The following is a 14646-nucleotide window of genomic DNA, read 5'->3' on the forward strand; positions in this document are numbered from 1 at the left end:
ATTTTCCGGAGCCGATCGTTTGGGAAACGGTTCGAGATGCCAAAGACAGCGAGTTAGAATCGCCTCACCTGAACTCGAGAGGAGTCCGGCATGTACAGCCGATCGCAACGCGTTTGGCCGGCCGCGCCGCTGGCGTGGGCAGCATTGTGTCTGGGAATGTGGGTCACGCCGTTCGCGCATGCAGCGCGCGTTGTCAGTGTCAGCCCGCAAGGCGAGGTGGCAAAGGTCGATCAGGTGGTTGTCAAGTTCGACGAAGCCATGGTCCCGGCGGGCGACCCGCGAGCCCAGGCGCCGGCCACCGTGCGCTGTACCGACGCGTCGCTCACCGGCGACGGGCATTGGCTCGAACCGAAGATCTGGGTCTACGATTTCAAACAGCCGTTGCCACCGGGCGCGAAGTGCTCGGTCGAGATGCGCAGCGCGTTGGCGGCGGTCTCGGGCGCGGCGCTATCCGGCACGACACGGTATGGCTTCAATACGGGCGGCCCGGCTGTCACGTCCATCCGTCCGTCGTACGGTCCCATCGACGAAAATCAGATTTTCATCCTCACGCTCAATGGCGAGGCTGCCGCCGAGACGGTGCGCAAGAACGCCTGGTGCGAGACCGAAGGGTTGGGCGAGCGCATCGGGGTGAAGTGGATCGAAGGCGACACGCGCACGACTTTGCTCAAGCGATTCAACATCGAGAAGCAGGCGCCGCGCGTCGTCATGCTGCAATGCAATCGCACGCTGGCCGCCGGGGCAAAGATGCATCTGGTGTGGGGCGCGGGGATTGCCACGCCCTCGGGGGTGCCGACGAAACAGGCGCGCCGATTCGAGTACGAAGTGCGCGAGCCATTTACCGCGAGCTTCAGTTGCGAACGCGAGAACGCCAATGCACCGTGTACGCCGTTGCGGCCGTTGCGTCTGACGTTCAACTCGCCGGTCGCTCGCGACATGGCCGCCAAGATACGCCTGCAGGGCGCCGGGGCCGAGCGCTCGCCCAAGTTCAGCGACACCGATCGCACGTCCAGCGTGAGCGACGTGACGTTCGATCCCCCGTTCCCCGAGAAGGCCGAGCTCACCCTGACGTTGCCGAAGGGGTTCACCGACGATAGTGGTCGCGCGCTCGACAATGCGGGCGAATTCCCGTTGAAGACGAAGACGGCGACCATGCCGCCACTGGCCAAGTTCGCCGCGGCGCCGTTCGGCATCGTCGAGCGCTTCGCCGAGCCGGGCATGCCGCCGATGCTGCCGGTCACGCTGCGCAAGGTCGAGCCGGCGTTGCAGATACAAGGACTTGGCGTGTCGGGCCAGGCGGCCGCCGCGGCAGCGAACGGGCGTACGATGCAGTTGCGCGTGGACGACGATGCCGAGGTCATGAACTGGCTCTCGCGCGTGCGGCGCTTCGACGAAACGGCGATGACGCGCAAGCAGATCGCCCAGGAGATGCCATCGATCCTCACCGCCCCGGCGGCGAAGGAGGCATTCGGGCCGAACGCGGCGATGATCGTCGAGGACAAGATCACCCGCTACGACACACGCAGTCTTTCGTTGCTGTCTGGCGTGCCGGGCGTGCAGGCGCTGACGTTGCCGGTGCCCAAGGAGAATGACCCGCGCCCCTTCGAAGTGGTCGGCATTCCGTTCCAGAAGCCCGGCTTCTATGTGGTGGAACTGGCGTCGCCATCGCTGGGCGCGGCGCTGCTTGGCAAGTCGTTGCCGATGTACGTGCGCACCACGGTGCTGGTGACTAATCTGGGCGTACATTTCAAGATGGGCCGCGAGAATGCCGTGGCGTGGGTGACAACGCTCGACAAGGGGCAGCCCGTCGCCAATGCGAAGGTTCGGGTGCTCGACTGCGATGGCAGCGAAGTGGCCTCCGCCGTGACCGACAAGACCGGTGTGGCGAGGATCGACAAGTCGCTCGAGACGTACCGATATTGCGAGAAGACGATGCGCTCGGGCTACTTTGTGGTGGCGCGCACGCAAGGCAGCGACCCCGACATGGCGTTCGTGTCGTCCGACTGGAATCGCGGCATCGAACCGTGGCGCTTTCACGTGCCGACGGACGGCGGTAACAGCCCCACGGTTCGCGCGCAGACGGTCTTCGATCGCATGCTGTTCCGCGTGGGCGAGACCGTCTCGATGAAGCATTTCATCCGCCAGGAAACGATGCAGGGACTGGCGTTGCCCGCCAGTCTGCCGTCGCAGCTGACGATTACGCACGAAGGCTCCGGGCAGACCTACACACAGCCGGTTCACTGGCGTCACGGACGCCTGGCCGAAAACACCTTCCAGATCCCGCAAGGCGCGAAACTCGGGGAGTACTCGGTCACGCTCGATTACACCGACACCGATTCGCGTCCGAAAGCGTATCCTTCGTCGCTCGATGCCGGGCATTTCCGCGTGGAAGCCTTCCGCTTGCCGGTGCTGGCCGGATCGATCGGCGTGCGTGATGCAGCGAAGTCGCCGCTCATCAACAAGACCGAAGCGCCCGTTAACGTGCAGGTCAATTACGTGGCCGGCGGCCCGGCCGGCAACCTGCCGGTGCGGGTGTCGGCACTCTTGCGCGTGCGTGACCTGACGTTCGACGGATACGACGATTTCAGCTTTACCCCGTATCGGCCACCTCAGGCGCAGTCGGGGGCCGGCGACGATGATCAGGGCAACGACGAGAGCTCGGGGTCGAGCGACCAGAAGCTGGTGGCCGACAAGCAACGCGTCGTGCTCGATCGCAACGGTGCCGGCAGCCTCACGCTCAAGGATCTGCCGAAGGTCGATCGTCCGAGCGACCTGGTGCTCGAAGCCAGCTTTGCGGATCCGAACGGCGAGATTCAGACGCTTCGCGGCAACGCAACGCTGTGGCCCGCGAACCTGATCACCGGCGTGCGCAGCGAGAGCTGGGTGTCGGTGACGAACAAGCTGCCCGTCAAGGCGTTGGCGCTCGATCTGCAAGGCAAGCCGAAATCCGGCGTGGCGATGGACGTGCGCGCCGAGGCGCGCATCACCACCAGCAGCCGCAAGCGCATGGTGGGCGGCTTCTACGCTTATGACAATCGCACCGAGGTGAAGGACCTGGGCACGGTATGCAGTGGAAAGACCGACGAGCACGGCTTGTTGTCGTGTGATGTCTCGCTTTCGCAGCCGGGGGAAATCACGCTGGTGGCGCAGGCGAAGGACGACAGGAATAACCTGAGCACGTCGACAACGAGTGTCTGGGTGACCGGTCGCGGCGAGGTCTGGTTCGGGGGCGACAACACCGATCGCATGGACGTATTGCCCGAGCGCAAAACCTACGAGCCGGGCGAGACCGCCAAGCTTCAGGTGCGCATGCCTTTCCGATCGGCCACGGCGTTGGTTGCGATCGAGCGCGAAGGCGTGATGGAAACGCGCACGATGGAGATTTCGGGCAAGGACCCGAACGTTTCGCTCAAAGTCGAGCCGTCGTGGGGACCGAACGTTTACGTGTCGGTGCTCGCGGTGCGTGGGCGGATCCACGAAGTGCCCTGGTACTCGTTCTTCCAGTGGGGCTGGAAGCAACCGCTGGAATGGTTCCGGGCGTTCTGGTACGAGGGACGGGAGTATCAGGCGCCCACCGGCCTCGTGGACCTGGGCAAGCCGGCCTATCGCTTCGGCTTGACGGAATTGCGTGTCGGCACGGCGGGCCAGCGGCTCGGCGTGGAAGTGAAACCGGATGCCGCGACGTATCCGGTGCGCGGCCACGCAAAAGTGCGCATTAAGGTGACCCAGCCGGACGGCAAGCCCGTTGCGGCAGGCACCGAGGTTGCGGTGGCGGCCGTCGACGAGGCGCTGCTGGAACTGGCGCCGAACACGAGCTGGAATCTGCTCGACGCCATGTGGCAACGCCGCAGTTACAGTGTGACGACCGCCACGGCGCAGATGGAGATCATCGGGCGCCGGCACTACGGCCGCAAGGCGGTTCCGGCGGGTGGCGGCGGCGGCAAGAGTCCCACGCGCGAATTGTTCGACACGTTGCTGTTGTGGCAGCCGCGCGTCGTACTCGACGACAAGGGCGAGGCGAGCGTGGACGTTGCGCTCAACGACGCGTTGTCGAGCTTCCGCATCGTGGCCGTGGCGGACGACGGCAAGCCCGGCGCGCAGGCGCTCGGCTGGTTCGGTACGGGCTCGGCGACTATCCGCACAACGCAAGACCTCCAACTCATCTCCGGCTTGCCGCCGCTCGTTCGCGAGGGCGACAATTACCGGGCGCAATTCACGGTGCGCAATACGACGCAACACGCCATGCAGGTGCAGTTGACGGCGCGTGCGACGCAACTCACGCTGGCGCCGCAACACATCGATGTACCGGCCGGCGAGTCGCGCGAAGTGGCGTGGGAAGTCACGGCCCCGACGGGCGCGGCGGACACGCGCGCACAGCGGCTGTTGTGGGAAGTCAGTGCGCAGGCACCTGCGACAGGGGGCGCGCCCGCCGCTAGCGACGCGATCAAGGTCGGCCAGGACGTGCAGCCGTCGTTGCCCGCAAGCGTGCAGCAGTCGGTGCTTACCCAGGTCGAAGGCAGTCTCACGTTGCCGATGGCGCCGCCGGCCGGCGCCGTAGCCGACAGCACGGGCAAGCTGCGCGGCGGCGTGCGCGTCAGCATGCAGCCGCGTCTGTCGCAGGGACTGCCGGGCGTGAGGCGCTGGTTCGAGCTGTATCCGTACGCGTGTCTGGAGCAGCAGGCATCGAAGGCCCTTGGCCTTCGCGATGTCGCCCAGTGGAAGCGCGTCACGGGCATGCTGCCGTCGTATCTCGACGAAGACGGTCTGGCGAGCTATTTCCCGCCGCAAGAAGGATTTGCGAGCCAGGGTAGCGATACGCTGACCGCTTACCTGCTGGCCGTGAGCCATGAGGCGAAGGCGCTCGATCCGGCATATGGACTGCCCGACGATGCGTTGGCACGGATGGAAGACGGCCTGACGGCGTTCGTGGAAGGGCGACTCACGCGCCGCTTCTGGGCACCGCGCGACGACCTGACCCTGCGCAAGCTCTCCGCCATCGAAGCGCTGTCGCGCTACGGCCGCGCGAACGCGCGCATGCTGGGCTCGCTCACGCTCGCGCCGAACGACTGGCCGACGTCCGCCGTCATTGACTGGTACGCAATCCTGCAGCGGCTGCAGGATGTGCCGCAACGTGCTGAGCGTCTGGCACAGGCCGAGCAGATCCTGCGTGCGCGCCTGTCGTATCAGGGCACGCGTGTCGGGTTCTCGACACAGGGCAGTGACGGTCTTTGGTGGCTGATGGTGGGGCCTGAAACGAATGCGGCCCGGCTGGCGCTCCTGATGAACGCAAATCCGGCCTGGAAGGACGAGATGCCGCGTCTGGTCATCGGCCTGCTGGGATTGCAGACGCGAGGCGCCTGGTCGACGACGACCGCCAATGTCTGGGGCGGTCTGGCGGTCGATCGCTTCTCGGCTCGGTTCGAACGCGACACGCCCACGGGGCAGACGGCGATTCAGTGGCAGCGCGACAACCAGACGACTGGCGGTGTGCAAACCGTCGACTGGGACAAGCTCAAGGCGGGCACGCTGCCGCCTGCGGTGTCGCTGCCCTGGCTGGGCCACGCGACGGCTGGTTCGGATTCTGCGCGCGACGTGCTGCGTCTCGAGCAATCCGGTGCCGGCAAGCCGTGGGCGACGATTCAGAGCCTGGCCGCCGTGCCGCTCAAGGCGCCATTCTCGGCAGGCTATCGTGTGACGCGCAGCGTTCAGGTGCAGGACGCCGCCGAGCGCTCGGGAGAGAGCTTCGTACGCGGTGCCGTGTTGCGCGTGCGTCTCGATATCGACGCGCAGGCCGACATGCGTTGGGTAGTCGTGAGCGATCCGCTGCCGGGTGGCGCGACGGTGCTGGGCGGCGGGCTGGGACGCGACTCCGCCATTGCCACACAAGGCGAGAAGAGCGAAGGCGCCATGCCCGCGTTCGAGGAGCGGGCGCAGGACGCTTACCGCGCGTACTACGACTACCTGCCCAAGGGACAGCATCGCATCGAGTACACGGTGCGCCTGAACAACGTTGGCAAGTTCGCCACACCGCCCACCCGAGTCGAAGCGATGTACGAGCCCGCCATGTACGGCGAGACGCCGAACCCGCCGGTACAGGTGGTGCCGGCGAAACCGTAATCAGGGGCCCGAGCGTCATGACGTCAAACCTCGTTGCACCCGCGGCGGCGCTGCCTCGCGAAGCACGCCGCTTCTGGTGGCTCGCGGCAATGGCCGCCGTTGCGTATGCGGTGTCGTTGCGCGGCGCGCCTTATGCGGATCAGGCCGTCGCGAAGGTCCTCATGTGTGCATTGTTGCTGTTCTCGGCGATGTATCACCGCGCGCCGGGCGAACGGGGGTGGCTGTGCGCAGCGCTGATTTTCTCCGGCGCGGGTGACGTGCTGCTGGCGCTGCCCGCGCTCTCGCAGGGGTTTGTGCTGGGGCTTGGGGCGTTCCTGCTGGCCCACGTCGCGTACTTCGTGCTGTTCTGGCGAGTACGGCGTCGCTGGCGGCAGGTGCCTGGCTGGCATCGGATCGCCATCGTGCTGGTCTGGGTGGCGGCAGTGCTGGCCTACGCCATGTACTGGCCGGGCATGGGAGAACTCAAGGCGCCGGTGGCGTGTTACGTGGTGGTGCTCTCGATGATGGCTTCGGCGGCGCTGCTCGCCGATCTCGAAGGCGAATGGGCCGCCGTGGGCGCATTGCTTTTCACGGTCTCGGACGCGCTTATCGGCACCACGCGCTTCGTGGGGGCGATTCCCGCTCAGGACTACGCGATCTGGATCTTGTACGGGCTTGCGCAACTCCTGCTCGTCGCGGGCATCATGGCGGTGCGCACGCCGCGGTTGCCATACGATGCGCAGCGAAAGTTGCCGCAACTGACGAACGACAAAGGATGAAACGAATGTGGGCGTGGTCTGAGGGGCGCGGTCTTGGGGTTGCGCGTCACCTGATGTTGAGTGTGCCGCTGGCGCTCGGACTGCTGCACGCGTCGGCACCCGCGTGGGCCGTGCCTTCGTTTGACGAAGTGCGTCACGACTGGCGCGCATCGGACTGGATTCTGCTCGACCGCCGGGGGGAGCCCTTGCAACGCCTGCGCGCGGACATGCAGGCGCAGCGCGGTGACTGGGTCACGCTCGCCGACGTCTCTCCCGCCTTTCGCCAGGCGTTGGTCGTCTCGGAAGACAAGCGCTTCTACGAGCACAGTGGCGTGGACTGGCGCGGGGTGGCCGCAGCAGCCTGGGGCAATCTCTGGCATTCGCGCACGCGCGGCGCGTCCACGCTGACGATGCAGCTCGCCGGCCTGCTGGACGACGATTTGCGTCCCAGCGCGCGCAATCGTTCCGTCACGCAGAAGATCGGGCAGGCCGCAACGGCCCTGTGGCTGGAGCAGCGCTGGCGCAAGGACCAGATTCTGGAGGCCTACCTCAACCTCGTGCCGTTTCGCGGGGAACTCGTTGGCATCTCGGCGGTGTCGCAAACGCTCTTCGGCAAGCTGCCCAGCGGGCTCGATGCGCGCGAATCGGCACTCGCCGTGGCGCTGTTGCGCGCGCCGAATGCGCCGGTCGCCCGCGTCTCCCAGCGGGCTTGCGGCATTCTGCGCGACGTCGGGCAGCGCGCGGACTGCAACGGTCTGGACGGCTACGCGCAACTCGTGTTCTCGCGACCGGCCCGCGTGATGACCACGCGCGACGCCGTCAATCTCGCCCCGCACTTCGCGCGCCGCGTTTTCAGCGCAAGCCGTCCGCCACCGGGCACGACGATCACCAGCACGCTCGACGTGAATCTTCAGCGCATGGCAGTGACGACGCTGCAGCAAACGCTGCGCGAACTGGGCACGCCCGGCCGCTCGCGCAACGTGCAGGACGGCGCGATCGTCGTGATCGACAATGCGAGCGGTGACATCCTCGCATGGGTCGGTTCCTCCGGCGTACTGTCGGCCGCTGCACAAGTCGATGGCGTGACCTCCCTGCGTCAGGCCGGCTCGACACTCAAACCGTTTCTCTACGCCCAGGCCATCGCGGAACATCGCCTGACGGCGGCCTCGCTACTCGACGATTCCCCGATCGACCTGCCCACGGGGGGCGGCCTGTACATCCCGCAAAACTACGATCGTCACTTCAAAGGGTGGGTCAGTGCCCGTACGGCGCTGGCCTCGTCGCTGAACGTGCCGGCCGTGCGCACGCTCGTCATGGTCACGCCGCGCCGGTTCGCCAATACGCTCGTGTCGCTGGGGCTGCCGCTCACGCAAAGCGGCGACTACTATGGCTTCAGTCTCGCGCTGGGCAGCGCCGACGTCACCCTGCTGTCGCTCGCCAATGCCTACCGTGCGCTGGCCAACGGCGGCATCGCCAGTGGTGTGAACGAACGCATGCCCGGAACGGTGCGCGCTTCCCGTTCCCCCGGCGCCGGTACGCCAGGCACCCCCGGATTGCGCTCGTCGCCGCGCGATGCGGCGCGCACCACGGTCTTCTCGCCGCAGGTCAGTTTCATCGTGTCGGACATGATCTCGGACCGACAGGCGCGCACGCGTACCTTCGGCCTCGACAGTCCCCTTTCGACCCGCTACTGGACCGCCGTCAAAACGGGGACCAGCAAGGATATGCGCGATAACTGGGCCGTTGGCTACTCGCGTCGCTACACGGTCGGTGTGTGGGTCGGCAACGCCGACGGGGCGCCGATGTGGGACGTGTCGGGCGTGTCGGGCGCGGCGCCCATCTGGCACCGTGTCATGGACTACCTGCATCGCCGCACGGCGAGTCTGCCACCGCCCGCACCGCAGGGGCTGGAACATGTCGCGGTGCAGTATGCCGAGCACGTGGAGCCGTCCCGCGAAGAGTGGTTTCTGCCGGGCACCTCGCAGCGCACGATTGCGTTGTCGTCGCTGGCGACCAAGGCGCCGGGCGGTCCCCTCTGGCGCATTGCCGCACCCACGGACGGCACGATCGTGGCGCTCGATCCCGATATCCCTCCCGCGAACCAGCGATTGTGGTTCCAGGTGGCCGCCGCGTGGCCCAAGGGGGCGGCATGGCGGCTCGACGGCAAGCCGCTGGCGGGAGCCGCGCGCGTGGGCTGGTTGCCGTGGCCGGGGCGTCATACCCTCGAACTTGTCGATGCCGCAGGAGCGGTGCGCGACAGCGTGCGTTTCGAGGTACGCGGTGCGACGCTCAACGACGGCAAGCGCATGCGCAATGCGAGTCGCTGAGCGCATGTGCGCATTGATCGTACGAAATGTCGCCAAAAAATTTTGATGTGGCAGACGCGTTGACGCGATGCGCGCTACACTGAATTCAGACTTGGCAAAGCGTGACGCAATGTGACGGCGACGAGTGTGAATTCCGCCGCCGATGGCGCACGCCCCGGAGCGGAGACATATCGATGATCACGCTGGACGCGCATCAGACCGCGCAGCTATTGCCTTATCCCCAATTGGCCGACGGCATCGAGGCCATGCTCATGGAGATGCGCTCGGGGACTGCCCGTGCGCCGGAGCGTCTGCATTTTTCCCTCACCGAACCGGAACGTGGCCGCCGAGGCGGCGTGCTGCTGGTCATGCCGGCCGTCAATCGCGATGTCGCGATGACCAAGCACATCACCGTGCATCCCGAGAACTGTCGTGTAGGCAAACCGTCGATCATCGGCGAAGTGATGGTGTTCGATCCGCATACGGGCGAACGCCTCATGCTGCTCGACGGTCCGACCGTCACGGGACGGCGTACGGCCGCCGTCACGCTCTTCGCTGCACGGAAGTTCGCACCGCGACCGAAGGGACCGGTGCTGATCGTGGGCGCGGGCGTACAGGCGCGGGCGCACCTCGAGGCGTTTGCCGCCGGCATGGGCACGCGTCACTTCATGATTTTCTCCCGCAGCCCGGAGCGCGCGCATGCGCTTGCCGAGCACGCCGCGGGTCTTGGCGTGGAGGCGACGGTCGTCGATGCGATCGAGCCGGTGCTCAACACCGTGAGCGTTGTGATCGCGGCAACGACCAGCAGCGAGCCGGTACTGCCCGACAGCGATGTGATGCGCTGGCGCGACGATATTTTCGTGGCGGGCGTGGGCGCATTTCGTCCCGATATGCGTGAGTTGCCGCCCCAGTTGTGTCGCGATGCTGCCGTGCGGGGCACGCTCGTGGTCGACACATGGGAGGTCAAGCACGAGGCCGGCGACCTCCTGCATGCCGCGATCGACTGGGGCCGCGCGGCGCCGCTCATGGACGCAATCATCACGCCCGACCGTTTTCGCTCCAGTGGGCCTGTGCTCTTCAAGAGCGTGGGCTACGCGTTGTGGGATCTGGCCGCCGTGCTGTGCGCGAGAGCCAATCTGGAAAAGGACGGCGTGCCTGCTGCCTGAAAGGCTCGGTACAACGGATTACCGCCGACAGTCTGCCGTCGAGGCGCTGTGGTGTGTCCGCCACCTGTGTCGACACGTGCGTCAGGCGGGCAGCGCGAAGGGTATCCCCGAGCCCATCCCGGAAAGTCCGGGCAACATCGCGGGCGTGATGACTTGAACCGGCAGTCCCAGCGTCATCTCGATGAGGTCCGCGCGCATGACGTCGCGCGGCGCGCCGGTGGCGAGAATGCGTCCGTCGGCAAGCAAGGCCATGCGGTCGGCATGACGCGCCGCGAGGTTGATGTCATGCACGATCGCCATTGCGCCGAACCCCCACGATTTCGCGAGCGATCGCGTGAGCGCGAGCAAGTGGTGCTGGTGGGCGAGATCGAGCGCCGCCGTGGGTTCGTCCAGCAGGAGATAGCGAGGCACGCTGGGGGCGACCGCGTCGTCGGGCCACAGTTGCGCGAGCACGCGCGCGAATTGCACACGCGCCCATTCCCCACCCGATAGTGTCATTACGTCGCGCTCGAGCAGCGGCAGGGCGCCCACGCGCTCCAGCGCGAGCGTGGCGATTTCGACATCGCTTTTCACGGGCTGTCCGGCGCGCGCCCTCGATCTCGGAAACGGCAAACGCCCCATCGCCACGATTTCCAGTGCGCTGAACGGAAACGACAGCTGTGCCGTTTGCGGCAGCACGGCGCGCAACCGGGCCAGCGCCGCCGCGCTGAATTGCGAGAGCAGCGAGCCGTTGACCGTGACTGCACCGCTTACCCGGCTGCGGGGCGGCAACGGTTCACCCGCGAGCGCCTTGAGCAGGGTGCTCTTGCCGGCGCCGTTGCGCCCGAGCAGCACGAGCAGCTCACCCGGCCGGATATCGAGCGACAGGCCGTCGAGAACGGGCGAATCGGTGTGCGCAATCGTCAGGTCGTGGGCACTGAGCATGGCGAAGTCCTGGGTCGTCGGTGCGGGGGCGATTTCGTGGTTCCGTCTCGTGCGGACATCACAGTCCGAACTGGCCGCGGCGGCGCCATAGCAGCATGAGGAAGAAGGGGGCGCCGAGCAACGCCGTGAGAATGCCCAACGGCAGCTCGGCAGGGGCGACCCACGTGCGTGCGACGAGGTCGGCGACCAGCGTCAGGACGGCGCCGAAAAGCGCCGCCGCCGGGAGTACCGCGCGCGGATCGGGACCGACAACCAGACGCACGATGTGCGGCGCGATCAGTCCGATGAAGCCGATCATGCCGCTCGAGGCGACCAGGGCTCCCACGCACAACGCGCAGGCCACCATCACGCGACGTTTGACCGACTGGACCGCAACGCCTAGGTGCAGCGCCTCCGCCTCGCCGAGCAGCAAGGCGTTGAGCGAGCGGCACTGCGTGCCGAGCGCAGCGATCCCCAGCGCGACCGGCCACACGATAACTCCCAGCATCGGCCATTGCGCGGCACCCAGACTGCCGAGTGTCCAGAAGGTGAGTGTTCGCAGTTGGGTGTCGTTGGCGAGGTAGGTCAGCAATCCGATGGCCGCACCGGACACTGCGTTGATTGCGATGCCGGCGAGCAGCAGCAGCGGCAGTGCCAGACGTCCTCGCCCCGCGGCAAGCCGGTAGACGAGCGCGGTCACGCCAAGCGCGCCGGCGAAGGCGGCCGCGGGCAGCAACCACAGGCCGAGCGACGCGGCGAGCGCGACCGGCAACACCGTGCTGCCGAGCACGATGACACCGGCCGCGCCCAGCGCGGCGCCGCTGGCCACACCGATCAGGCCGGGGTCGGCCAGCGGATTTCGAAAGAGCGCCTGCAATGCGGCGCCGGCCGCGCCGAACCCGGCGCCCACCAGCACGCCGAGCGCGATGCGTGGCAGACGTATCTGCAACATCACGCTGCGTGCCTGGTCCTGCGCAAAGTCCCCGGACGCGCTCCGGAACAGCGCCGCCATGGCGTCACCCGGGGCGATGCGATACGCACCGCCGCACAACGCGGCCAGCACTGCCAGGGCCAGCAGTCCCACCAGCACCGTCATGACCATCCATCGGGGCGCGCGACGGCTGCCGCGGGTGCTAGGGGGCGCGACGCCTTTCGGTGCGCCGGGCGCGGTGGACGGTGTCGTCTTGGACATCGGAGGAGCGGCTGACATGGCTTCGTTGACTGGCGAGTGACGGGATACGAAAGGTGCCGGCGTGGTCAGGCGCAGGATCGGGCGTCCCCCACAGGCCACGCCGGACGCAATCACGCGGCGTGCACGCGTTGCGCGAGATCGGTCACCGCCTGCGGCAGACGAGGACCGAAGCCGAGCAGATACAGCGCGTCGAAGCTCACGACACGCTTTGTACGCCCGGCGGGCGTATTGGCGAGGCCGGGCTGTGCCAGCAGCGTCGCGCCCGGATCCGCAGGCGATGGCCCCGTCGTGGTCGTGAGCAACACGTCGGGTCGTGCGGCAACGGCCGCCTCGGCCGTGAGCGGCCGATAGCCGGTGAACCCTCGCAGCGCGTTCTCGGCACCGGCAAACGCGAGCATGGCGTCGGCCGCCGTGTCCTGTCCGGCGACCATGACCTGATTGCCGGTGTGTCCGAGGATGAACAGCACACGCGGCTGTCGCGCAATGCCGTAGCGCTGCTCGATTTGCTCGCGAGCGCGTCGCCAGTTCGACATGAAGTCGCCGGCGACACGATCCCCTGCGTCGGGCACGCGCAGTGCGGCGGCAACGCCGCGAATGTTCTGGTGCACCAGCTCGGCGGTGTAGCCGTGGTTAAAGCGTTTGACGGGCACGCCGGCGGCCGCGATCTGCGACAGCACATTGGGTGGTCCGGCCTCCGCGCCGGCGAGCAGCAGGTCGGGGTGGAGCGAGAGCACGCCCTCCGCGGACAGCGTGCGCAGATAGCCGATCTTGGGCAGCTTCGTGGCGGCTTCGGGATAGAGGCTCGTCAGATCGTTGGCGATCACACGGTCCTGCGCGCCGAGGGCGTAGACGATTTCCGTGAGAGCGCCGCCCGCGACGACGACCCGTTTCGGGCCGGCGGGCGCCGCGCCCGGTGAGCCGGCATGCGCCAGCGACGGCAGGCGGGCGCTCAGGCCAGCCCCCGCCACCAGCGCAACGCCTGCGCCCAGCAGTGCGCGCCGCGACGCGCCATGCGCATCGAGCCGCCCGTTCATGCGCGAGTCTCCGACTCGGCCTGCGCGGCTTGTGCGACTCGCGCGAGCGTCTCGCGCCAACCGTCGAGTTCCGGTTGTCCGGGCTTGCGCTCGCCGAAGAACATGGCGATGACCATGCCCGAGGCGTCGAGCAGTTCGAGCGAAGAGACGATGCCGTCGGATGTCGGCTTGCGCACGATCCACGCGGTGTGGACCAGATCGTCGCGCAGGTGCAGATTGAAGCCCGGATCGAGCACGTTGACCCACGGCCCCATCACGCGAATCGTCTTCACGGGGCCGGTGTGAATCTGGATCATGCCGGCATTGCCGACGAACACCATGATCGGCAGGCCGGTGCCGGCGGCGTCCTCGAGCAGGGCGCGCACCGACGCCGCGCTCACACGGCGGGCGTGCCCCTCGGGGGCGAGGCGCAACGCCTGAGCCCGCGAGACGCCGTGGCGTTTGAGCATGTCGAAAAACTGGTGGGTGTCGGTCATGGCCAGCCAGTCGCGCTGGAAGGCGGCAATATCGATCTCCGCGTCGGGCGTTTCGGGCTTCGGGGTGTCGGCGGCGCTCACGTGCTGGCCCGGTGTCTGATCGCTGGCGCGAAAGCGTGCGACGAGCGCCTCGTAGGCGGCCACGTCACTGTGATCGCGCAGGAACATCTTGTGCACGGCGGTGCCGGTCTTGTCGAAGAATTGCAGCGAGCGTCGCGGGCCCTGTTCCGTGGGCGTCTCGACGGCGTAACCGAATGCCCACTGATGGTAGAAGATGCGCAAATCGAGCTCCTTGCCCAGACCGAGACCGATGGTGCCCTGGTGTGAGAGCTTTTCGTACTGGCCGTCCTTCTCGTGAACGGCCGCGGCGTTGCGGGTGAGCGCCATCACGCGGCCCAGCGCGGGCAGCGCTTCGACGATCTCCGGGAATTCGGGGCGCAGGCGCACGACGTGCTCGCCGACGAATGCCGCGACCGTTTCGCCCTCGGACACGCCGAGCGCCGCGGCGGCATCGCGATCGCGCAGGTTCCGTTCGGTCTTCATACGTTGGAATTCGCTGCGCAGACGGGTGACGTCGGCGAGCGCGGGAAATGCCGGGTGGGCGGCGGCAGTGGCGTTTTGAGCGTTCATCATGGCGATTCCTTGATTGCGTGTTTGCTGGCAGTGGCTGGCAGGCGTCGGGGCGGCCCCGTCAGGCGAAGGCCGGACCGCACCG

Annotated in this window: 7 protein-coding genes and 1 pseudogene; 4 read left to right on the top strand and 4 right to left on the bottom strand. The window is 67.2% G+C overall.

What is annotated here, in order from left to right; genetic code table 11:
* Window positions 1-90 precede the first annotated feature (90 nt).
* The 4 genes from PMO31116_RS08010 (at window position 91) to PMO31116_RS08025 (ending at window position 10326) form a co-directional block, all read left to right on the top strand.
* The gene (locus tag PMO31116_RS08010) at window positions 91-6117 is read left to right on the top strand and encodes an alpha-2-macroglobulin family protein (protein WP_150566240.1); all 6027 of its coding nucleotides are present in this window, start codon (window positions 91-93) and stop codon (window positions 6115-6117) included.
* Window positions 6118-6134: 17 nt separating this feature from the next.
* Complete coding sequence (locus PMO31116_RS08015; RefSeq protein ID WP_150566241.1) at window positions 6135-6875, top strand: lysoplasmalogenase; 741 nt, start codon at window positions 6135-6137, stop codon at window positions 6873-6875.
* Window positions 6876-6928: 53 nt separating this feature from the next.
* Window positions 6929-9181 carry a penicillin-binding protein 1C gene (gene pbpC, locus PMO31116_RS08020; protein ID WP_246185197.1) on the top strand — a complete coding sequence of 751 codons (2253 nt, stop codon included), beginning with the start codon at window positions 6929-6931 and terminating at the stop codon, window positions 9179-9181.
* Window positions 9182-9354: 173 nt separating this feature from the next.
* The gene (locus PMO31116_RS08025) at window positions 9355-10326 is read left to right on the top strand and encodes a delta(1)-pyrroline-2-carboxylate reductase family protein (protein ID WP_023598297.1); all 972 of its coding nucleotides are present in this window, start codon (window positions 9355-9357) and stop codon (window positions 10324-10326) included.
* A gap of 81 nt (window positions 10327-10407) precedes the next feature.
* Here the strand turns inward: PMO31116_RS08025 and PMO31116_RS08030 are convergent.
* From PMO31116_RS08030 to PMO31116_RS08045, 4 genes and pseudogenes are all read right to left on the bottom strand, one after another.
* Window positions 10408-11190: pseudogene (locus tag PMO31116_RS08030) on the bottom strand (ATP-binding cassette domain-containing protein); the annotation flags it as partial.
* A gap of 118 nt (window positions 11191-11308) precedes the next feature.
* On the bottom strand, window positions 11309-12439 hold the full coding sequence (locus PMO31116_RS08035) for a FecCD family ABC transporter permease (RefSeq protein ID WP_425494770.1): 1131 nt from the start codon (window positions 12437-12439) through the stop codon (window positions 11309-11311).
* 92 nt (window positions 12440-12531) lie between these two features.
* Window positions 12532-13455 (bottom strand): heme/hemin ABC transporter substrate-binding protein, encoded by a 924-nt coding sequence (locus PMO31116_RS08040; RefSeq protein WP_150566245.1) that lies wholly within the window; start codon window positions 13453-13455, stop codon window positions 12532-12534.
* Window positions 13452-14564 carry a hemin-degrading factor gene (locus PMO31116_RS08045; protein ID WP_150566246.1) on the bottom strand — a complete coding sequence of 371 codons (1113 nt, stop codon included), beginning with the start codon at window positions 14562-14564 and terminating at the stop codon, window positions 13452-13454. Before PMO31116_RS08045 ends, PMO31116_RS08040 begins: the two co-directional genes overlap by 4 nt.
* Window positions 14565-14646: the final 82 nt, after the last annotated feature.

The organism is Pandoraea morbifera, assembly GCF_902459575.1.
GTDB lineage: Bacteria > Pseudomonadota > Gammaproteobacteria > Burkholderiales > Burkholderiaceae > Pandoraea > Pandoraea morbifera.